Origin of the sequence: Caproiciproducens puteiluti (assembly GCF_052442865.1) — a bacterium.
In the GTDB taxonomy this organism is placed as follows: Bacteria; Bacillota; Clostridia; order Oscillospirales; family Acutalibacteraceae; genus Caproiciproducens.
Genome location: NZ_CP194790.1, coordinates 1,109,638 through 1,131,078, shown reverse-complemented (window position 1 = coordinate 1,131,078; position 21,441 = coordinate 1,109,638). Strand labels below are relative to the sequence as shown.

At 51.0% G+C, this 21,441-nt stretch carries 21 protein-coding genes; 7 read left to right on the top strand and 14 right to left on the bottom strand.

Features of this window, described 5'->3' with window-relative positions; all coding sequences use genetic code 11:
* Positions 1-22: 22 nt before the first annotated feature.
* Complete coding sequence (locus tag ACRQU7_RS05345; protein ID WP_444644304.1) at positions 23-781, bottom strand: sensor histidine kinase; 759 nt, start codon at positions 779-781, stop codon at positions 23-25.
* A gap of 7 nt (positions 782-788) precedes the next feature.
* A complete protein-coding gene (locus ACRQU7_RS05340; RefSeq protein WP_141827449.1) occupies positions 789-1,202 on the bottom strand; it encodes a M67 family metallopeptidase in 414 nt (137 codons plus the stop codon).
* A 320-nt stretch (positions 1,203-1,522) separates the two neighbouring features.
* Here ACRQU7_RS05340 and ACRQU7_RS05335 point away from each other — a divergent pair, with 320 nt between their 5' ends.
* The 6 genes from ACRQU7_RS05335 to thiS are packed head-to-tail and all read left to right on the top strand — an operon-like array spanning position 1,523 to position 5,349.
* On the top strand, positions 1,523-2,389 hold the full coding sequence (locus ACRQU7_RS05335) for a 4Fe-4S binding protein (protein ID WP_141827448.1): 867 nt from the start codon (positions 1,523-1,525) through the stop codon (positions 2,387-2,389).
* Positions 2,386-2,634 (top strand): sulfurtransferase TusA family protein, encoded by a 249-nt coding sequence (locus tag ACRQU7_RS05330; protein ID WP_444644301.1) that lies wholly within the window; start codon positions 2,386-2,388, stop codon positions 2,632-2,634. Before ACRQU7_RS05335 ends, ACRQU7_RS05330 begins: the two co-directional genes overlap by 4 nt.
* Entirely contained in the window at positions 2,631-3,860 is a 1,230-nt protein-coding gene (locus tag ACRQU7_RS05325; protein WP_444644299.1) for an O-acetylhomoserine aminocarboxypropyltransferase/cysteine synthase family protein, read from the top strand. The genes ACRQU7_RS05330 and ACRQU7_RS05325 overlap by 4 nt, the downstream gene beginning before the upstream one ends.
* A 21-nt stretch (positions 3,861-3,881) precedes the next feature.
* Entirely contained in the window at positions 3,882-4,286 is a 405-nt protein-coding gene (locus ACRQU7_RS05320) for a response regulator (protein WP_038323032.1), read from the top strand.
* Positions 4,283-5,125, top strand: a complete 843-nt coding sequence (locus tag ACRQU7_RS05315) for a HesA/MoeB/ThiF family protein (RefSeq protein ID WP_141827445.1) — start codon at positions 4,283-4,285, stop codon at positions 5,123-5,125. The genes ACRQU7_RS05320 and ACRQU7_RS05315 overlap by 4 nt, the downstream gene beginning before the upstream one ends.
* Before the next feature lie 2 nt (positions 5,126-5,127).
* A complete protein-coding gene (gene thiS / locus ACRQU7_RS05310) occupies positions 5,128-5,349 on the top strand; it encodes a sulfur carrier protein ThiS (protein WP_038323030.1) in 222 nt (73 codons plus the stop codon).
* Positions 5,350-5,416: 67 nt separating this feature from the next.
* Here the strand turns inward: thiS and ACRQU7_RS05305 are convergent, their stop codons facing one another.
* The 6 genes from ACRQU7_RS05305 to metK form a co-directional block, all read right to left on the bottom strand.
* Entirely contained in the window at positions 5,417-6,190 is a 774-nt protein-coding gene (locus ACRQU7_RS05305; protein WP_444644296.1) for an ABC transporter ATP-binding protein, read from the bottom strand.
* 10 nt (positions 6,191-6,200) lie between these two features.
* Complete coding sequence (locus ACRQU7_RS05300; protein WP_042081523.1) at positions 6,201-6,998, bottom strand: ABC transporter permease; 798 nt, start codon at positions 6,996-6,998, stop codon at positions 6,201-6,203.
* Positions 6,999-7,025: 27 nt separating this feature from the next.
* Complete coding sequence (locus ACRQU7_RS05295; RefSeq protein WP_038323027.1) at positions 7,026-7,487, bottom strand: hypothetical protein; 462 nt, start codon at positions 7,485-7,487, stop codon at positions 7,026-7,028.
* Positions 7,488-7,499: 12 nt separating this feature from the next.
* Positions 7,500-8,759, bottom strand: a complete 1,260-nt coding sequence (locus ACRQU7_RS05290) for a radical SAM protein (RefSeq protein ID WP_444644293.1) — start codon at positions 8,757-8,759, stop codon at positions 7,500-7,502.
* 14 nt (positions 8,760-8,773) lie between these two features.
* Positions 8,774-9,802, bottom strand: a complete 1,029-nt coding sequence (locus ACRQU7_RS05285; RefSeq protein ID WP_444644291.1) for an ABC transporter substrate-binding protein — start codon at positions 9,800-9,802, stop codon at positions 8,774-8,776.
* A gap of 193 nt (positions 9,803-9,995) precedes the next feature.
* Positions 9,996-11,174, bottom strand: a complete 1,179-nt coding sequence (gene metK / locus ACRQU7_RS05280) for a methionine adenosyltransferase (protein WP_444644289.1) — start codon at positions 11,172-11,174, stop codon at positions 9,996-9,998.
* 519 nt (positions 11,175-11,693) lie between these two features.
* On the opposite strand from metK, the gene ACRQU7_RS05275 reads away from it, so the two are divergent.
* Positions 11,694-12,815: a GerAB/ArcD/ProY family transporter gene (locus tag ACRQU7_RS05275; protein ID WP_444644287.1), complete on the top strand. Its 1,122-nt coding sequence runs from the start codon at positions 11,694-11,696 to the stop codon at positions 12,813-12,815.
* Positions 12,816-12,964: 149 nt separating this feature from the next.
* On the opposite strand, the gene ACRQU7_RS05270 is transcribed toward ACRQU7_RS05275, so the two are convergent.
* The 6 genes from ACRQU7_RS05270 to ACRQU7_RS05245 form a co-directional block, all read right to left on the bottom strand.
* Positions 12,965-13,225, bottom strand: coding sequence for an HPr family phosphocarrier protein (locus ACRQU7_RS05270; RefSeq protein WP_038323019.1), 261 nt, complete (start codon positions 13,223-13,225; stop codon positions 12,965-12,967).
* 23 nt (positions 13,226-13,248) lie between these two features.
* The gene (gene dagF / locus ACRQU7_RS05265; protein ID WP_444644285.1) at positions 13,249-13,983 is read right to left on the bottom strand and encodes a 2-dehydro-3-deoxy-phosphogluconate aldolase; all 735 of its coding nucleotides are present in this window, start codon (positions 13,981-13,983) and stop codon (positions 13,249-13,251) included.
* A 4-nt stretch (positions 13,984-13,987) separates the two neighbouring features.
* Entirely contained in the window at positions 13,988-15,094 is a 1,107-nt protein-coding gene (locus ACRQU7_RS05260; protein ID WP_444644283.1) for a DgaE family pyridoxal phosphate-dependent ammonia lyase, read from the bottom strand.
* Between the two features lie 32 nt (positions 15,095-15,126).
* Positions 15,127-15,774, bottom strand: coding sequence for a DUF4310 family protein (locus ACRQU7_RS05255; RefSeq protein WP_444644281.1), 648 nt, complete (start codon positions 15,772-15,774; stop codon positions 15,127-15,129).
* 13 nt (positions 15,775-15,787) lie between these two features.
* Positions 15,788-17,512: a DUF4311 domain-containing protein gene (locus tag ACRQU7_RS05250; RefSeq protein ID WP_444644279.1), complete on the bottom strand. Its 1,725-nt coding sequence runs from the start codon at positions 17,510-17,512 to the stop codon at positions 15,788-15,790.
* A gap of 311 nt (positions 17,513-17,823) precedes the next feature.
* A complete protein-coding gene (locus tag ACRQU7_RS05245) occupies positions 17,824-21,288 on the bottom strand; it encodes a collagen binding domain-containing protein (RefSeq protein WP_444644278.1) in 3,465 nt (1,154 codons plus the stop codon).
* Positions 21,289-21,441 lie beyond the last annotated feature (153 nt).

Sequence of the window (21,441 nt, the reverse complement as noted above, 5' to 3'; positions counted from 1 at the left end):
AGAACAAGCGAACCATACGGCTCTATTTTAAAATATTGCCCGGGGGAAGGGTAAAATACACACAGGCCCCCTTTCCGACCTCGCCGGTTATCCAGACTCTGCCGCCCATTGCCTGAATGAGCTTTTTCACGATGGAAAGGCCTACGCCGCTTCCCTCGAATTCATCATCGGAATGCATGCGCTGGAACATGCCGAACAGATTCTGGGAATATTCCATATCGAACCCCACGCCGTTGTCGCGGATATAAAATACATCCTCTCCGTTTTCGGGATGGAAGCCCGCGGTAATGACGGCGGTCTGTTCTTCGCGGGTAAATTTCAGCGCGTTTGAGACCAGATTCACGACCACCTGATGCATCAGGGTCCCGTCGCACAGGACGAACGGAATCTCTTCCTGAAATTTCAGCACGGTAGCTTTTTTGCTTGTATAGCCCGCCGCAAGTTTGTCACACACGTCCTGGATCATCTGCTGCAGATTGACCGTTTCCTTGACGGGCTCCACGCCGGAAAGCCGGGTGTATTCCAGAAGCCTGTCAATCATGGAAAGCGTTTCCCTGCATATCGCGCGGATATTGGAGATCAGCAGCAGGCCGTCCTCATCGATTTTATCGCGGTAATCCTCAATGAAAATCCGCGCGTAGCCGTCAATGGCGCGTACCGGCGCTTTGATCTCATGGGAGATCGTAGAACTGAGCACCTGCAGGTCATGGCTGCCGCCGCGCGTGGATTTCTGCTCCTGTTCCTGAATTCCTGCAAAAGCCTCGTGTTCACGGGGGTCCATGACAAACTCACTCCAAACTTTTTATTTCTTCTTTCTCCACGGATTGATTCCGTATCAGAAAACTGTTCAGCACCGGCTCCCGACTGTTCGCAAGGGAAAGGATCAAGTAGCTCAGCGACGGGTCAAAGGCCAGCCGGATGTCCTCCCGGGATGGGCGGGACGGCGTCTGCGGATGGCTGTGAAAATTGCCGATCAGCTTCCAGCCGTTTTTTCGCATATCCGCGACCGCCGCAAACTGCTCCCGCACGTCCATGGAAAAATGCTCCGGGCTTTCGTCGATGTTCCTCAGCAGATATACCCTTTCAATCGTTTTACAATCGTTTTCGACAGTTCCCGCAATCAGCCCGCAGCTTTCGTTGGGAAGCCCAGCAATGCTGTGGCGTATCATTTCCCCTATCTGCTGTTTTTTTAATATTATCACAATAAACCTCCCGTATCTTCTAAAAAAGATATTAACTTAATTTAACATATATGTTTTATATGTTATAAAAATGTTGAAGAAAAGGGTGTACACTTCAGAGCATCTCCCTGAAATGCGATGCTTCAAAGTATATAATATACATATGTTTACTATATTCACCATGAAAACAGTTTAACATGCCGTCGGGCAAAGTCAATCGTCCGGTTTTGACAGCCAAAGATATTCCCCCCTTTTGCTAAATTTATTCGCCTTGTCAGAGCGGGGACCGTATTCTATAATTAAATGTACATTTTAGAAGTACGGTAAGGAGGGATGCTCAGATGGATGAGTCGATATATAAAGAGCTTAAAAAAGGCGGATTTATGAGGCAGATTCAAAATAATAAATTTTCGCTGAGAATCCGGGTGGTCGGCGGTCAGCTGCAGGGAAATCAGATCAAAAAAGTCAGCGAGATAGCCGATCGGTACGGAAAGGGCTATATCCATATGACGTCGAGGCAGGGAATTGAAATCCCGTTTATCGACTTTGCAGACGTGGAGGCGGTAAAGGGCGAGCTGGCCGAAGTAGGGCTTCAGCCGGGGGCATGCGGCCCGCGCGTGCGCACGGTCACCGCGTGCCAGGGCAGCGCCATCTGCGGAAGCGGTCTGATCGAGACCAGTGGGCTCGCCAGGGAGCTGGACGCCAAATATTTCGGCAGGGACCTGCCCCACAAATTTAAAATCGGTATTACCGGGTGCAAAAACAACTGCCTGAAAGCGGAAGAAAACGACCTCGGTATTAAAGGGGGGCTTCGCCCCGAGTGGCACAGCGGAGACTGCACCTACTGCGGCGTATGCGCGGCCGCATGCCCCGTGAAGGCGATCAGCGTCAGCCGCGGGCCAAATTCGCTTGCGTTTGACGAAAGCCGCTGCATTTACTGCGGGAAATGCGTTAAATCCTGCCCAACGGATGCCTGGTCGGGGAAAAGCGGCTACATTACCTCCTTCGGCGGCACCTTTGGGAACGATATGGTCTTTGGGAAGCCGCTGCTTCCGCTGATTACAGAGAAGGAACAGCTGTTCCGCGTGGTAGACGCCGCCATCGCCTTCTTTCAGGAACACGGAAAGCCGGGCGAACGTTTCCGCCGGACGATCGACCGCATCGGCGAGGATCAATTAAAGGAAAAACTGGAGGAGGCAATCCGATGAGCAAGCAAAGCTATGACGCTTTTGTCGATATTACGGATGTGGTGTGCCCGATCACCTTCGTAAAGACAAAAGTCGCACTGGAGGAACTGGAAAACGGACAGACCCTGCAAATCCGGCTGAATGACGGAGAACCGATTCAGAATGTTCCCCGCAGCCTGAAAAATGAAAAACACAAGGTGATCGAGGTGGTTCAGAACAACGACGGAACCTACCTGCTCGGCGTGATAAAGGGCGGATTGGAATGAGGTTCAACACTGCTCTGCTTCACAAAAACAACGGCCCGGAAAGGGCGACGGGAGCCACCCATACGCCCATTTACCAGTCCAGCGCCTTTGAACACAAAACCGCGGAGGAGCTGGAGGCGATCTTCAACAACCGCGCGCCGGGCTTCTCCTACACCAGAATCAACAACCCCACCGTCGAGGCTTTTGAGCGCCGCGTCGCCGCGCTGGAAGGCGGTATCGGGGCGGTGGCCTGCGCTTCCGGCATGGCCGCCATCTCCCTGTCCGTTTTGAATCTTTTAAGCGCGGGGGACGAAATCCTTTCCGCCGCAGGAATCTTCGGCGGAACGATCGGCCTGTTCCGCGATCTGGAAAGCTACGGGATCACCACCCGTTATGTCGCGGACAGCACGCCCGAAAGCTTTGAAAATCAGATCACCGGGCGTACGAAGCTGATATTTGTTGAAACCATCGGAAACCCAAAGCTGGACGTTCCCGACATCTCCGCCCTGTCGGAAATGGCGCACAGACACAAAATCCCGGTAATCGTCGACAATACCGCCGCCACCCCTTTCCTTGTGCGCCCCATTGAGCTTGGCGCGGACATCATCGTGCATTCCGTATCCAAGTATATCAACGGCAGCGGAAATTCCATCGGCGGAATCATTGTCGACAGCGGAAACTTTGACTGGGACCCGGAGCGATATCCCGCGATAGCAAAATTTGTCAGGTTCGGGGAATTTGCCTACCTTTCCAAGCTGAGAGGCGGTCTGTTCCGCAACACCGGCTCCTGTTTTTCCCCGTTCAACGCCTTCCTGTGCAGTCTGGGGCTGGAAACGCTGGGCATCCGGATGGAGCGCCTCTGCGGCAATGCCCAGAAGCTCGCGCAACAGCTTTCGGACAATCCCAAGTTAGCGTACGTCAACTATCCGGGGCTGGAAACCAGCCCGTGGCACCAAACGGCCCGGCGGCAGTTTTCCGGCGGTTACGGGGCGATATTGACCCTGCGGGCCGGTACGAAGGAAAACGCTTTTTTCATCATCAATCATTTGAAATACGCGTGCAATATTGCAAATATAGGCGACCTTAGGACGCTGGTCATCCATCCCGCTTCCACGATCTATGCAAACAGCAGTACGATGGAAAAGGAAAACGCAGGCGTTTACGAAGATCTGATCCGTGTCAGCGTCGGTCTGGAAGATATTGAGGACCTGACCGAAGATTTTGAAAACGCTGTCGGCGGACTATAAAACGATACGGAGGATTGCCGAATGCAAACCATCAACGTCCTCATTGTGGAGGAATTCCGGTATATTGCCGATCTGAATGTCCTGGAACTGAAGCGGGGAGGCTACAGCGTCTGCAGCCGGTACGTTTCCAGCGAGCTGGCCATGTGCCAGGCACTGCTGCAGGAAAAATGGGATATTATTCTTTCCGACGATTCCACGCCGCACTTTAACGCCATTCAGGCGCTGTCCGTGCGCAACCGCCTGACACCGAAAACGCCGTTTATCATCGTTTCCGAAGACGTTGCGCCGGAAAGCATCCGCTATGCGATGAAGAACCGCTGCTGTGCCTATCTTCTGAAAGAGAATTTGCATCAGCTTGCCATTCTTGTGCGTAAAATACTGGAAAGCCAGTCCACCGGCCAAATTCAAAAGGAGACTTCCCTATGAAATTCACGAACGAACAACTTGAGCGGTATTCACGGCACATTATTTTGAGCGATGTCGGCGTAAGCGGACAGAAAAAGCTTCTGAACGGGAAAGTGCTGATCATCGGCACCGGGGGGCTGGGCGCGCCCGCCGCCATGTATCTGGGCGCCGCAGGCGTGGGCACCATCGGCCTGGTCGACGCGGACTGCGTGGACCTTTCCAACCTGCAGCGCCAGATTATCCACGGCACGCAGGACGTCGGCAAGCCGAAGGTACTCTCCGGCAAAGAGACGATCAACCAGATGAACCCCGACGTAGACGTCGTTACGTACCATGAGTATGCGACTTCGGCAAACATTCTGGATATTATCAGGGACCGGGATTACGACTTCATCATTGACGGCACGGACAATTTCCCCGTGAAATTCCTGATCAACGACGCCTGCGTCATGCTGAAAAAGCCCTTTTCACACGCGGGAATCATCCGTTTTCAGGGGCAGACCATGACGTTCCTTCCCGGGGAAGGCCCCTGCTACCGCTGCGTATTTAAAAATCCCCCGCCGCCGGACGCCGTTCCGACCTGCCAGCAGGCCGGGGTGCTGGGGGTCATGGGCGGCGTCATCGGAACGATTCAGGCGGCCGAGGCGATAAAGTATCTGCTGGGAGTCGGCGATCTGCTGAACGGGAGCCTGCTTACTTACGACGCGGCGAAAATGGAGTTCCGTAAAATTAAAATCACCCGTGACCCTGAATGCGCGGTTTGCGGAGACCACCCGACCATCACTCATCTGATCGACTATGAACTGAAGGCGTGCAGTTTTTCACCTGCCGGCCGGCACGAAGAAAGTAAGGAGATTTAGCTATGATAATTACGATCAACGGCAAGCAAAACAGTTTTGAAGCGGAAATGTCCGTTCAGGAGCTCCTGGAAAAGACCGAGGTCGATATGCAGGAATATGTAACGGTGCAGCTGAATGATGAGATCATCAGCCGGAAGGATTTCAGCTCTATCCCCGTCCGGGACGGGGACCGTGTGGAGTTCCTTTATTACATGGGCGGTGGGCAGTACAAAAAAATCGCATGATGAAAGCGTTGAAAAGACAGCCGTTCCGGCAAATGCCGGAACGGCTGTCTTTGGTTTCTCTGGATTCTCAGATATAGTAATCCGGCGTGATTTCGGATTCCTCCAGAAATTCGCGGTATACCTGCTGGCGCATGACGGCAAAGTTTTCACTCGTCCGGCTGCGGGGGCGGGAAAGCTCCACAGGGATGATCTTTTTGATGGCCCCGGGGCGCTTGGACATGACCACCACCCGGTCCCCCAAGTAAATCGCTTCGTCAATATCGTGGGTGACAAGCACCATCGTTGTTTTCTCCGCCTCCCAGATGCGCAGGATCTCCTGTTGCATATTGATGCGGGTCAGGGCGTCGAGGGCTCCGAAGGGCTCGTCGAGCAGCAGCAGTTCGGGCTGTCCGACAAGCGCCCTGGCGATGCTGACCCTTTGCTGCATTCCGCCCGAAAGCTGGTTCGGCCTGGCCTTTGTAAACTCGGTGAGCCCCACCAGCGCGATATGCTCGTCAATCCGTTTTTTCCGCTCCGCCGCGCCGACGCTTTTCGGAATGCCGAAGTCAATATTCTGCTCCACGTTGAACCAGGGAAACAGCCTCGATTCCTGAAAGACCATGCCGCACAGCTCCGAAGGCTCCACAAGGGGCTTGCCGTCCAGAGTAATCTGTCCGTCCGTCGCGCTTTCCAGCCCGATGATCAGCTTCAGCAGCGTGCTTTTTCCGCATCCGCTCGAACCGATGATACTGATGAATTCCCCCTTGTTTACATCCAGGCTGATATCTGAAAGGACTTCCACCTGTTTTTTATCGATGATAAAATTCTTCTTGATGTGATTGATAGACAGTAATCCGCTCATAGCTACCCCCTCAGTCCTTCGTTTCCGTTTCATTCCAGCGCAGCAGGCGCTTTTCGAGGTGAACGAGCAGAAAATCGATCAGCAGGCCGAACAGTCCGATCATCAGGATGCCGACCAGCATGACGTCCGGCTGAGACACCTCTCTGGCAAACATCACAAGGTAGCCGATTCCCGACGAGGCGGCGATCATTTCCGCCGCCACCACGCAGGCCCACGCGTTGCTGGCCCCTAGCCGGATCCCCGCAAAAATGGAGGGGAGGGCGGCGGGCAGCACGATCTTCAGAAGCGTCTCCATGCGGCTTTTCTTTAAAATAAAGGCGACCTCCACCAGCTTTTTGTCGACGCTTTTGATTCCATAAATCGTATTGATCAGAACGGACCAGAAAGAACCGACCGTAATCACCGCGATTTTTGAGGTTTCATCGATTCCCATCCAGAGGATAAACAGAGGAATCAGCGCAATCATCGGAATCGGCCGGAGAACGCCGATAATCAGCGTCAGGGCGCGGTCGATTTTATGGAACAGCCCAATCAGAATCCCCAGCACCAGCCCGCCGGCACTGCCCAGCAGAAACCCAGAGCACACGCGAAAAGCGCTCATCCGCATATGCCTTGCGATTTCGCCGCTGGTAAGCATGGACCAGCAGGTAGAAAAGATGCTCGACGGCGCGGGCAAAATGGCAGGGTTGATGATGCGCCGTGCGCTCAGTGTCTCCCACACGAAAAGCAGCAGCAGGGGAAAAAGCACGGGCAGCACCAATTCCGTAAAAACGCCGCTGTTTCCCACCTTCTTTTTTTGATTGATCATAAGAATGTTTCCTTCTTTGCAGGTTTGTCAGAATCGGTCAAGGTGCCCGATCAGCGGGTAAGCTTCCCGCTCCCGCGAGGCCTGCACGCTGAACGTTTCCTCTCTGATTTCTTCGGGATCAATGATCCATACGGTCGAAAGGTCCGCATCCTTACCGAAACGTTCCCTTACGGCAATATAATTCTCTTCAAATAATTCTCCGCAGATCACGGCCCGTACCGGAGTGCCCTTGATCTGATAGCTTCTGGAATCCTGTGTAAGGATACCGACGGCGACCTGACGCCGGAACCAGATGCTGTGCACCAGATTCCTGTTTGTCTGAGAGGTCTCGATGATTTCAAGATACTGCAGCTTCCCGTCCGCATTGACGGAGACGGAGCCTTTAAAGACCACATGGGGAACCCCGTTTTGATCGGCGCTGGCCAGTACCTTCAGTGTTTTGGGATCGTTGATCAGTGCGATCACCTGATCGTTCAATTGTATGCTCATTTTTTCCGCTCCTTATATCCGCGCCAGATCGGTGTTGGGATGGTTTCCGCAGGTACGGTAGTCGTCGAAGTACGCTTCCAGACGGTACTTGCGCTGAAGCGTGTCAAGCCCCTTTGCAAAAGCGGTCAGGTAATCCAGGGACGCCGCCTTCTGCTTCTGGAAGTACGAGCCTTCCGCCACACGGTAAACCGTCTGGGCGACGCCGACGCCGTGCCGCGCGAGCTCCTCGGCTTCCGCCAACCCTTTTTCCAGCGCTTCCTCTTCGGAGCGGAAGCCGTTTGGTTTCACCAGCTCCACACCGGAAACGATCCCGGTATTGACGGCTCCCGGACCGAAAATTTCAGCCGCCTGATACAGGCGCCTTTTCCATTCCTGATAGCCGATGTACTTTGCTTTGCCGGGGCATATCCAGTTGAAAATTTCTTCGTCCAGAACTTCGATGTCGGCGGTATACCCCGTCAGGATCGTTTCCTTGTGCAGGCGGCGCAGCTGCCGTTCGTTATGCGCGGTGGAAATAAGCTGGGTCATCACCTTTTTATGGCTGAAATTCTTTTCCAGCAGCTTCAGCATGGTGATATACTGGTCAATTTCATCGTCCAGCAGCTCCTCCCCGCCCAGCAGGCTGCCCGAACAGAGCTGGATCATCCGGAACCGCCCCGGCTGCTTGAGCGCCTCGACGACCGCCTCCGCGACGTCCTGATAATCCAGATGCTCGCACTTTACTTTTTTGGTTTTGCTGTATGTTGCCGCGATCGGACAGAATTTACAGCCCATGCCGGTGTCCTTCCAAAAATCGCAGTTCTGGTAAAGGTTGATATCCATGCGCTGCGGTCTGGCGACCAGCACCTGCCACATGGGCTTGCCGCTGCCGGTCACCTTGTCAAAGTAATCGGGCTTCGGCCAGTATCCGACCTCTTCAATCACTTTGCCTTCATCGGTCAGCACGGCTTTTCCGTCCACGATATCAATGAGATAGGGGTCACGGCCGCCGTTAAACCCGGAGGAGGAAACGACACGGTCGGCCAGAATCGTTGTTCCGTCCCGAAGAATCAGCCCGTTGGGGATACGGTCGTTTTTTTCGCTGTAAATCCCGCGATAAACAACCGCGTCCCGGTCGGGGTCCACCGCGTCGATCGCGCGCTGTGTGAAGTCGACGCCTCTTCGCTGAACATCTGTTTTCAAAATCACGAAAGGAGACACGTCCGGATATTTCTGTATGACCTCCTGCAGGCTGAGCTCATCCTCACGCCAGCTGTGTTTGTTCTCTGCCACGCTGTCGGCCCCCCTTACTGAATGCCTGCTTTTACGGCGTACTCGTCGTTAAAAATCTGTTCGACCGTCAGGTCCCTGCGGATAATATTGTTGTTCTTCAGATACTGGGCGGTTTCCAGAATCGCCTGTTTATGGCTGTCCTTCAGCGCCAGAAGCGGCGGCATGGAGGAAGCGCTGGCACGCAGGGCTTCCTTGTCGACGCCGGTACGCTTTGCAAGGATACCCAGAGATTCTTCAAAATTGGAATCGCGCCACTCCGCCGTCTTCTTGATGACCTTCAGAAAACGCACCGCCAGATCGGGATGCTCCTTCGTAAATTCCGTCCTGCCGACAATGACGTTGATAATTTCCTTGTAGCCCTCGGCGTCGCTTATTTTCTTGATTCCGCCGCCCGCCACGGCCTTGGTCAGGCTTGGCTCAAAGGTAACGGCGGCCTGAATGTTTCCGGTCTGCAGCGAGGTGACGATATCGCCCGCCGCCAAATTGACAAGCTGGATATCCGAGGTTTTCAGGTTGTTCTTTTCGAGCATTTTGATCAACAGCTGATGGGCCGTAGTCCCGACGGGCACGCCCACCTTTTTCCCTTTCAGATCGGCTATCTGACTGATTCCGGCGTCTTCACGGGCAATCAGGCCGTTTCCGTGCGTGCCGTCCAGCAGACCGGAAACCACCTGAATACCGATTTCATTCGCGACACCCTGTACCGCCGGCTGGTCACCCATCAGAGCAAAATCAAGGTCTTTCGCCGTCAGCGCTTCCAGCTCCGGCGGGCCGGACTGAAAGCTTTTGATTTCAACGGTAACGTCGTCCTTTGAAAATTCTTCTTTAAAAAATCCTTTTTCATCGGCGTCCTTGATCAGCTCATAGCTGGCAAGATCGCCTACACGGATCGTAACGCCCTTATCGCTGGAAGAAGCCGCATCGCTTTGGCTGCCGGACGCTGCCGGCGCCGCGGATGCCGACGTATCGGAACCGGTATTTGCGCAGCCGGCACCGGTAAGGGCAAGGGCCGCAATCAATAACGAGATCAGTAATTTTTTCATAAGGTTACCTCTTTCATATGTTTTTTGCATCAATCGCTGTATGGTTCATTTTTCATCCGTTTGTCATTTCATGGGAACATCGGCGGCGGCAGCCGAAAGAATCGTATTGTTTGATTTTCATATGAACGTTCAGTAACCTCCCATCCATTAGTCTGCTGGAAAAACTTGATTGGCATAACGGCCATATCCCAAATTACAAATATTTTTTGATTTCATCAACCTTGTCTAGTGCCTCCCACGGCAGGTCGATATCAATTCTCCCGAAATGTCCGTATGCGGCCGTTTGTCTGAAAATGGGCCTTCTCAAATCAAGCGCGTCTATAATGGCGGCCGGTCTGAGGTCAAACACGTTTTGGATGATCTCGATGATTTTGCCGTGTTCGATCTTTCCCGTCCCGAAGGTATCCACCGATACGGATACGGGAGTCGCTACGCCGATTGCATAAGCGATTTCAATTTCCAGCTTATCGGCTACGCCGGCCGCCACCAGATTTTTCGCTACCCATCTGGACGCATACGCCGCGGAACGGTCCACCTTGGTCGGGTCCTTCCCCGAAAAAGCTCCGCCGCCGTGCCGTCCGGTCCCACCGTACGTATCTACGATGATCTTTCTTCCGGTCAGTCCGGCGTCACCCTGCGGACCGCCGATGACGAAGCGCCCTGTCGGATTAATAAAATATTTTGTATTTTCATCCAGCAGGTCGGAAGGGATCACCGTCCGAACGACATGCTTGATGACATCCTCTCTGATCTGCTCTAAGGGTACCTCTTCACTGTGCTGGGTGGAAACAACAATGGTATCCACTCTGGCCAGCTTTCCGGCGTCGTCAAATTCCACCGTGACCTGTGATTTCCCATCCGGCCTTAAATAGCCCAGTGTCCCGTTCTTGCGCACCTCCGCCAATTTTCTGGCCAGCCTGTGGGCGAAGGAAATGGCGGGCGGCAAATATTCCGGCGTCTCATTCGTCGCATACCCGAAGATGATTCCCTGGTCTCCGGCTCCGGTCCCGTAATCCTTCTCCGTATTCCCCTCTTTGTTCTCATATGCCTGATCAACGCCAAGCGCAATATCCGGCGACTGCTCGTCAAGGGAAACAAGAACAGAGCAGGTATTTCCGTCAAATCCGCCGCCAAGGCCGTCGTACCCGATTTCACGGATGGTCTGGCGGGCTATTTTGGAAATATCGACATACGCTTTCGTTGTCACTTCTCCAATAATCAGCACCAATCCGGTTGAAACGGCCGTTTCCACCGCTACGCGTGAAGACGGGTCCTGAGAGATCAGCGCGTCCAATACGGCGTCGGATATCTGATCGCAAATTTTATCCGGATGTCCTTCGGTTACTGATTCAGATGTAAATAATTTTCCCACAACATTTTCCTCATTTCTTTTCTTGGTTTACAGACAGTGCAAGAACCACAAATCTTTCTGAATGAAATCTGTTCTGCTGGCCGGAGCTATAGCGGCCCGAATATTCATAGTATTCATATCTGTTTTAATAAAAACATTATATGTTTTATGCGGCGAATGTCAATCACAGGATGACAATGCATAAACTTTTTCTTGGTAACACATAAAGAATATCTACAGCGAGCCGCAGCCTGTTTTTAAACCATTCCAAATCGGAATAAAAAAAGCCGGAAGCTTTCCGGCCTCCGGTTTTGCAGCGTATGAAGATAAAGCATAGGAAAGAAGGTGCTTTCGGGGTATAAAAAGCGGTTAGAAACCCACAATATGCAAGATGGCTTGAGTAACCTTTGAACCGGATTTTCTTGGCATGAAATCAAATTCCCTCATCGCATTTAGAGTAAATTACCCTATTCTTGAGAATAATAGCAATGATTATTGACGATTACAAAATATTTTTGTTCACGCGAGGAAGCAGACAGAATGACAAATTACAAAATAACGGGAAAACAGATGACAAGCCTCTTTTATATGTTCTGGTTTGGGACTCTTGTCCTTTTCGGCTCCGATAAAGATGTAAAGCAGGACTTCTGGGTATCGATTTTACTTGCGGCCATTTTCATGATACCGATGGCAGCACTGTACATCAGATTAGCAAAGCTTTATCCGGAAAAGGATCTGTACGAAATGCTGTTTGCCATCTTCGGGCGTTTCTTCGGAACCGTAATGTCGCTTATCAGCGTGTTTTTTTCCCTGTTTATCGGTTACAGGGTACTGGGCTCCTTCAGTCTTTACATCAAAACTACCGCTTTAGACACTACCCCAAGAAACGTTACCTCCATATTTTTCATTATGATAACCATAGCGGCTGTTACGTGCGGAGCCGAAACGATCGCCCGCACTTCGAATCTTCTGATAAAATTTGTGATCGGCTTTGTGGTCATTGCAACTCTCATTTGCCTCGGCAGTATGGAATTGGGAAATTTAAAGCCGATGATGGATTCCGATCTGAAAATGATTTTGAATTCGTCCTATAAAATATTTATCATTCCATGGTCGGAAGCGTTCGTCTGCCTTTCTTTCTTTTCCAAAATGGAGCAAAAAGCAAACATTAGAAAAATTCTTGTAAACTCTATGCTGCTGATTACATTAACACACTTAGTGATAGGATTGCGGAATGTGTTGGTTTTAGGACCGTCGGCATCCGTCTATTATTTTTCATCCGACGCGGCGATCAGTACGGCTTCACTGGGAGATTTTTTCGAAAGGTTTGAAATATTGGTCGGCATAAATCTGGTGCTTGCCGGGACTATAAAGCTTTGTGTCTTGATTTACTCCGCCTCTTTAGGGCTCTCTCATATTCTCCGCAATACGGAGCAAAAATTTCTGGTCGTTCCCTGTACTCTTATCATATTGACAACCAGCTTGTTGGATCTACAAAAGCTAAGCGATGTTTTTGACCGGATTCCCTCTCTGGTAATTTCTATGACCCCTTTTGAAGTGATTTTTCCTATAATCATATTGATTTCCGCTGAAATCCGAAACCGCAAAAAAACAAAGCCGACCGCCGATCTTCCCGGCGATCTTCCCGGCATCGTTCAGTAATACTGCGGTCCGATAATCGTACAGCCGGTACGGGTGCTAAAAACACCTGTACCGGCTGTACGGCTTACATTCGCTTTGTACTGAGACTTTCAAACTGAGGGCCGCCGGAGCTCCGGAAATCGTCGAAAGCCCGAGACGGGCTGCCGCTCCTATAAATTGTTGGTAACCAGTGCCTTCATCGCGGAGATGGCGGCTTCCTCGTCCTTACCGTCAGCCTGTACGGTGATGACGTCGCCGTGCTTGATACCCATCGCCATCAGGTTCAGAATTTTGGAAACGTCCGAGCTCTTTCCGTTTTTGCCGCGGATGGTAATCGCACTGCCGAACTTTTTTGCTTCCTTTACCAGCATCCCGGCGGGCCTTGCATGAATGCCCAATTGGTCTTTGATTGTATAAGTAAATTCTTTCATATCTTCTTATCCTAATTCTAAATTTATACGATTTCTTTTACGACCGACAGCAAATTCTTTACTGCGTCAATCTTTGTGTTTCCGCTCTCTTTGTCAATAATGGAGCTGTAAACATGCGGAATGATTTTTTCCACACCTGCCTGTAAGATAATTTCCATGATCTCACGAAAATTATCCGGGCTGATCCCGCCGGTCGGCTCCAGAATGAAATGGTTTCCGGCACAGGCCTGCGCTACCGCTCTCAGCTCTTCCCTGCTTTTCAGGCCGCCCATCGGGAAAAACTTGATGGAGTTCCCTCCCATTTCCCGAATCATGGCAATGGCCGTATCCACCGGAATGATCGCAGGCTGTTCGCAGTCCTTGGACAGCGGCCCGGTGGAAATCTTCACCATTCCGGCCGTTCCGGAGGGGGACACGAGGGCATTGATATGGCTGGACTCATTCCCCACGTTTGCCCTTGTATAGCCGACCGCGGAAAACACCTGATTAAAGTGATTGGCCTTGACTTCCTTTGCAATTTCCGCGACTGCTTTCCACTGAGCGGGATTTCCGCCGCCCAGCCCGACAGAGAGATTTCCCTCAAGCACATCCATGTATTTTTTCATATCCTCTACCGCGCTCGGAACATCCGGATAGCTGGCGGAGAGCACGCCGACCTCCACATGTTTTTCCGCCGCCCGATAGATTTCTTCCGCGTTTTTCAGGCTTCCGGCCAGCACGTTCAGGCATACACGATGATGATAGTAATTGATTCCCATGATTTCATCCCTTCATAATTTCTTTCAGTCTGCTTACAATCAGCTCCTTGTCGCCCTCGCACATCGGTCTCGGGTCAAGGTCCAGCTTGCCCAGATTCAGAAATTCGATCCGGCAGTAAATGATGGGGTCCCCGGCGCGCAGCTCCCTGTTGATGTCTTCGATCTTTTTATCGCTGACCGCCGTGTCCACCGTCACTCTGGCCCGATAAATCGCCCGGCCCGCTTCATCCTGTATCTGAACCGTCTTCAGGCCGGGAATCCCGTTGATCTCCTCGCACAGATACCGTACCTTTTCCAGATTCTCCTTGACCTCCTTTTCGCGGTCCTTGTTTTCATAGCGGTCCAAAGCCTTCAAAAGGCCCATAATGCCTTCTTTGCCAATCTTCATGGGGCGTCCGATTCCGTGGTACTGCTTTTTGGCATACTCGATATATTCCTTTTTCCCGGTCACAAATCCGGAGGTCGTCGCTTCCAGAGCCTTCGCCCCGCTGTACACCACCAGATCGGCTCCCATGGCAAGGTATTTCCGGAAATCCTCTTCCGCCGCCGCGTCGATGATCAGGGGAAGCTGGTGACGGTGCGCGATATTCCGCATTGTTTCGATATCCAGCATTCCCTTCTGCACGCAGTGATGGCTCTTGACATACAGCAAAGCAACCGTTCTTTCGTTGATGGCCTCTTCCACGTCCTCGGGGACGACTTCATTCACGGTGCCCGCTTCCACCGGCACCCCGCCTCCAAGCCGGAGCATCGTCGCCATCGGCGCCCCGAATTCGATGCTGTGCCCCTTCTGAAGAACAATTTCATTCGGAAGCCCTGCGGAGTCCGGAAGGCGGTCCATGATCGACTTTTTCCCTTTTGAGATCAACCCGGCCACTGTCAGGCAGATCGCGGCGGAAGCGCAGGACGCCACGCAGCTGTCCTCACCCCCTGTATACCGGGAAATAATCTCGCCTGCGCGGTTGATCAAATCCTCGATTACCACATAAGACTGTCCCCCGGCGACCGCTGCATGGGCAACTTCATCGCTCAGGGTGGAAACACCCAGCAGGGTTACGCGCCCGCAGCAGTTAACCACCCTTTTTAATCCGATATCCTGATATACACTCATTTTTATTTCTCTTTAATCCCTTTCACTGTTCATTACAGAAAAATTGCACCCAGAATCATGGCGCCCAAAATTGCGCCGCCGGTCATTTCCTTTCCCCACTTGTAGAAAATTGCTGCTCCGACGACCGCGCCGATCCCCGCATAGACATTGTACTGTGTCGCCGCAACGATAATCAGGGGAGCAAGGTAACGGCCCACCGCGTTTCCGGCGCCCATCATAACGCTGGTGCCCCCGACCGCCATGCCTTCCGGCACAACTTTACGGATAATAATGATTGCAAGGCCAATGACAATTCCAATAACTGCACCGACGAGAAGTGCCGAAAAGAAATTGGAGAACGGGAACTTCCAGCCCATAGACAGAAATACCGCTGGAATCCCGATGCCTACACCGGTCATCAGGCTGCCGCCAATATCCATCAAGCCGACCAGCGGACCTTCCAGAACTCGGGCAATCAGGAAGCCGGCGGCAAATCCGGCGGCAGCCGCGTAATCCCCGCTGCTCATCCCGTCGGTCAGCATGGCAACGATTGAAATGTCGTTGAAGGCACCCGTACCGAACTTAATAAACATAAAGGTTCCTGAGAAGATCGCCGCGGCCGCTCCCATAACCAGAAGGATGAAGGTGCTGTCCTTCATCATAAAATCATCAAATTTCTGCATAAAGGTTTTGTTTTCCATCTTCTGTCTCCTCCTAAATAAATTTCTCGAAGAATCCTCTGAAGTAAGCAATGGCAATGAACATGACAGTAACAATGGCAATCAAAATCTGAACCATCTTGTTCTTGTAGCCACTTTCCTCTGCCGACTTTCCAATCAGGATCCCAAGTACGATTCCGGGTACCGCGTTTCCGGATACCAGTGCAGAAATACCGCCCAGTACCGTTGCCCACATACCGACAACCTTGCCGGCGTCAATGGCGGCCAGCCAGAAGATGGCGGGCATGACCGGGTTGATCAGCCATGTTGTAGCTGGAGTCAACACGTTTTTCGCAATCATGGAGAGCTTTTCCGGAATCAGCTGGGACATGGTATTCAGAAAAACAACCACGACCGCGCCGATTGCGGAACCGGCTATAAACATCTTTCCGGGATTGCGGACTGTTTCATCAACATTTTTATTTTTAATTAAGAGTGATGCTGCGCTCCAGTTTGGAACAACTCTATGTAACACTTCTCCAGACAGCGCTCCGGCGGCAACAGTCGAAGCCGCTGCTGAAAAGAAAAAGCCCAGGCCAAACGAAAAATGCGCAATCGGATCTCCGTTACAGGCATTCATTTCGCCCAACGTACGGAAAGCGCCCATCGCCTGTATTTCCGGTGCGTGAAACATGCGGTAGAAGTCGAGGTAATTTTCTTTTACCTCACGGATAACAATATAGTTCTCCTCTTTTTTCTCCTTCGCGTTGAGGAACAGGAATAACGAGCTTTTCAAGTGCCCGTATAAATCATCGAAAAGAGAGGTCATATCAAACTTGTAGTTGCCTTTTTCTTCCTGCGTTTTTAAAAACTCCAGAATCTTCTGCAGGCTGGAATTGACCTTCTGCTCCTCTATCTCCTGAATATTGACAATGATTTCGTTTTCCATCAGAACGGTTTTCAGATAGCCCAGTTCCGTTTTGTCGATCTTTTTGTTCAGCCTTTTTAAAAGAGTTTCGGCATACCCCTGCGAATCGTCCGCAGAATCTCCGGGACTGCAGAAATATTTCCGTATATCGCCTGCAATGCAATAAGACAGCAGATTTAAAAATCCGCTGTTGGAAATCCAGACATTATACTGTTCATTTACTCTTTTGATCTCATTGCTGATCGTAATGATCCTTTGAAGGTTGATGTATTTTTTCAACGGATCGGGCAAAAGCAGATACCAGTCTTCCGCCGTATAGCTTCCCTTGAAATACTGAGCCAGCCGTTCCGCCAGAATATGGCGGATGGTAAATTCGTCCCCCTGAAGCTCATAGCCTCCTGTTTTCAGGGAGGACAGATGAATCCGGCTGTCGAAATATTCGTCAAACCGCGGTACAATTCTCATCAGAGTGGATCGGGAGATATAAAATTCTCTGGCGAGCAGCTCCGCCGTAACGTCTCTTTTCTTCACATAGAAATAGAAAAAAAGGTTCAAAATGCGCTCATCTTCAATACTCTTCAGAAATCCCGCGTCCTTTTCAGGCCGCCCGGCAATAATGATTTCCGAACACCTGGGTTTCTGTTCGACCGGTATGTAGAACCCCCACTTTGAACGGTGGCGTATTTCCACGTTTTTTTCCGCACAGATTTTTTTCAGCTCATTGATGTCATACCATACGGTCCGTTCGCTTTTTTTAAGCTCGTCGCGAAAAAACGTGATGTCCAGCGGGGCGGAAGAAGTAACTAAAATTTTCAGTATTTCATACTGCCTTGGTTTCAATTTTCCGTTCATTCTGTCGCCATCCTTCCCAAAAGTTTTCCCCGATCAATCTGTTTCCGTCATTCTGTTCAGCTGTACCGCCGCATATTTTTTGACTGGCTGGACGGATTAACAGAGTTATCCGCCATTCGTGTAAAATTTATGTTAAAATTATGTTATCATAATTTCCCTTTCGCGTTACCTTATTCTTTTGCAAACTAAAAATTTTTTCTGCAATTTTGAGACTCAGCAAATTTCCTTATTTTGAAAAAGTTGCGTCATTTTTTCTGTCAAGATATAAAAAGCCAGCCAATTTCACATTGGCTGGCTTTAGTCTTTATGATTTATTCTTTGGTAATCTTCTTTCTCAGTACCACTACGGTTAAAATCGCCATTCCCATGACGGTCCCTAGGGCCGGCAGAGAAAGCGGAGCTTCGCCTGTCTTGGGAGAAGGCCCGGATTTGCCGACATCATCGTCACGAACGGTTTCATTTGGGTTTGAAGCGGAAGAGCTTCCGGGGCCGGCCTGCGCTATCGAGTTTTCATCGATGATTTCCGTGGAGTTGACGGAGGAAGAATCAGCGGAAGATGCGCTGCTGGACGATGCATCCGAATTGGATCCGCCTCCACCACCGCCACCGCCGGAATGGCCGTGGCTACTGCTGCTGGAACTGCTCGGCGTAGAGGAAGCGGAGGATTCCGAACTGCTTGAGCTTTCCGAACTGGACGATGAGGACGATTCGGAACTTCCCGGGTCGGGCGTAGAATTATTCTTTGTGTTGCCCACCGTCAGATTGATATTTTTGGAAGCAGAAGAAACCTGAATATCGCTTTTATAATACGTACTCGTTTTATATCCATCCGGTGTTTTTGTCTCACGCAAAGAATAGGTTCCGTAGCTCAGCCTGCTGAAAACGATCCGGCCTGTCGAGTCCGTAGTAAGGATCTGCACCGGATTGCCGTACGAATCGTAAAGGGTAAACTCGGCGCCGGAAAGCGGAGTGTTGTCTTTGTCATCCTGCTTTAGCACCGTAATACTGCCCAGCGGAAGGGAACCCCATCCGTCGCCGCCCGCCGACTGGTAAACAATACTGACATTTCCGCTTGTTGAGCTCTGGTCCTTGATGACACCCTGAAAGTTCACCGTGTTTTTGAAAGGGCTCTTGGACTGATCTGTTACAAAGGTCCGGAATTCCAGCCGGTATGCCTTGGACAAATCCGTATCTTTCGGGAACGTGAATACAAACTCCCTGGTGGCAGCGTGATAGCTGATATTGTCCCTCGTCAGTGTCACAGGGGCTCCATTGGTAAAAGTCTGTCCGTTATTGGTAGTCACCGGGTAAAACGCCACGGAACCGGTGTCCAGAGACAGGCCTTCCGGCAGATTGTCTGTAATCTTGACCTCCGTTCCTTCTTTTCCAATCGGTACCTGATTGCGGTTAATCAGTACCTTCCAGTCAATATAGAGATTTCCGTTTGTATATTGAAACCCCTTTTCAACAACGGAATGGGTTACGGTCTGAGTGGCCGTGGAAGATTCTCCGGAGGTGGTTCCATTGTCGAAATGGAGGTTCGCCGTATTTTTGTAGGAAAGGGTTTGATTGCTGTTCTGGAACTGACCGATATCGACCGCCGTATCATACTTGACAGTGCCGGCTGCCGTCAGGTTGCCCAGATGAATCGTCAATTTGGAGCCTTCCAAAGTATAGTAAGGGGCTATGCCGCCCGCCGCTGACTGTGTCTTCACGGCAGTACCGTTAAAGGTAATGGTGCTCTCTTGAAGGGTAAGCCCAGCCGGGATGGTGTCGGTAATAACGGCATTCGTCATGGTCATGTTATTTTGGTTGACAACGATCTGCCAATTCACCAAATGGTTGTCATCATAACGGTAGCCGAGAGCAGTTTTTTCAATGACCTTGCTTGTGACATCCTGTTGGGCCGTCACGGACTGGCTGATGCTGCCAGCGCTGTTGCTTCCGGTAAGGACCGCTGTGTTGTACACCGTGTTTGTACCATTGACTGCATAATAGGACGCATCCGTCACTTCGGAAACAACCGTAAGGACAACAGGTTTGTCTCCAGACTGGAAGTCTTGTAAATGAACAGTCAGTGTTCTAGCATCGGAACTGATATAGTAAAACGGAACCGTTCCGGTATCGACGGCTGTACCCAGGCTGAGAGGAATCGAAATACTGTCCCGCGCGGCGGTAACGCCGATGATTTTCTGGTGATTGTCTATCTGTCCGTTCGACCGCTTGTCGATCGAATCCGTGACGACGGGATTGGTAATGGCCATTTGATTGCTGTTTACCGTGATTTTCCAGCTCAGCTGGTGAGTGGATGGGTTGTAGGAACCGGATTTCCCTTTTGTAATGACGGACGAAGACGGGCCGACGGTTCCGGTCGCCGCAGGACGGGATTTCCCAATGCCGTCATGGTTTGGAGTATCCAAAGTGGCTGTATTCTTAAAACCGCCGGAATTGGTGTTGTAGTATTTACCGTCGATCTTCGTGGTAAAAGTAATGGTCTGCTGGGTGGTCGTTGCCTCGGTAAAATAAAACGTTACTTTCGTTTGACCGTTACTGTCCGGGGCGGTTTTATAATAAATTTTTTCCGTGATTTCTCCGGTCGCGCCGGTTTTGTCCGGGATATCCGACCCGTTCACCTGAACCGTATTCTTATCCAGATTGAGAAATTTGGCCAGCGTATCCGTCACGGTCGCCCCCGCGGGCAAAGGCCGGTTGTCGGGATTGACATCGATGGTCCACGTGATTGTATCGTTTGAAGAATGGTAGGTTCCGCCCTTGAAAATCCAGTCAACCGGCACATCGACCGTACCGTCAGTGGAAGGATTTTTCGTAATGTTTGCGGCCCCCAGTTTTACATGGTTGGTAAGTGTTACTTTATCCTGATTTAACTGGTAAATTTTATCAGTGACTTTGGAAGTATAAACGATTGTCGCGTCCGTATTTGCGGGGATGTCGCCAAGATGGAACACGATGCCGCTGTCCTTCACCTCATAATACGGCGTTGTTGGGCCACCTTCGTTGATCGGCTGGGAAACATCGCCCCCGATCTGCAGGGAAGCATTCCCCGTAAAATCCTGATAGTCTCCGGGCGTATCGGTAACGATCGCATCCGTCAGGCCCGCGTTATCACGGTCATTTCCGGAATGAATCGTCACCGTCCAGGTAACGCCGGAATCCTTGGTATAACTGCCCTTCTTTTCGATAGAGGGGTCCTTCACGGAATAAACCGTTTCCACGGGAACCGTAACGGTATTTCCCTGGACGTTGAACACGACATCCTGCACGGGGAACCCGCTGTCCGATACCCCGCTGAACGAAGTTTCCACGTAAAAATTGCCGCCGCGGGACTCGTTCGTCGCCGCAAAATCGTTAAATGTAAGGGTTACCGTTTGGTCGTCGTTTATCTGATAAGTACCCAGCTTTCCAATATTCCCCGTTTTACCCTTAAAGCTGTTGGCAACAGGTAAATTTTCAGGAAGGGAGATCGTATATTTGTCCCCATTGTGGATCACCATGTCATCCGGAAGGGCGAACTCATATTTCAGGCCCACGGTGGTGCCCGCCTGTATTTCGATGGTGTCCGGGCTGCCGGAATCTCTGATTTGTACCGTGTGCTGGCCAGAATCATTGGTATAAGTAATATCCACGCCGGTAATGCAGGAATCCATGGGATTGGAATCCTTGACCTCCGCGCTTGCGGCCGGGGTCATGATAATGATGGAGCACAGCATTGAAAAAGCAAGTAATAATGCGGTTGCCGAATTTTTAACTTTAATCATTTTCTCTCCTCCTGCAATAATAATCCTTTGAAAAACAATAATGATTTCTATTTTTGTAATCAATTATACGTTCCGCAGGAGGAAAAAGATATTCGCGTTTTACCAGAGAATTTACGTGTTTTGAGCAAAATATCCCAACATTTTGCGGTGCCG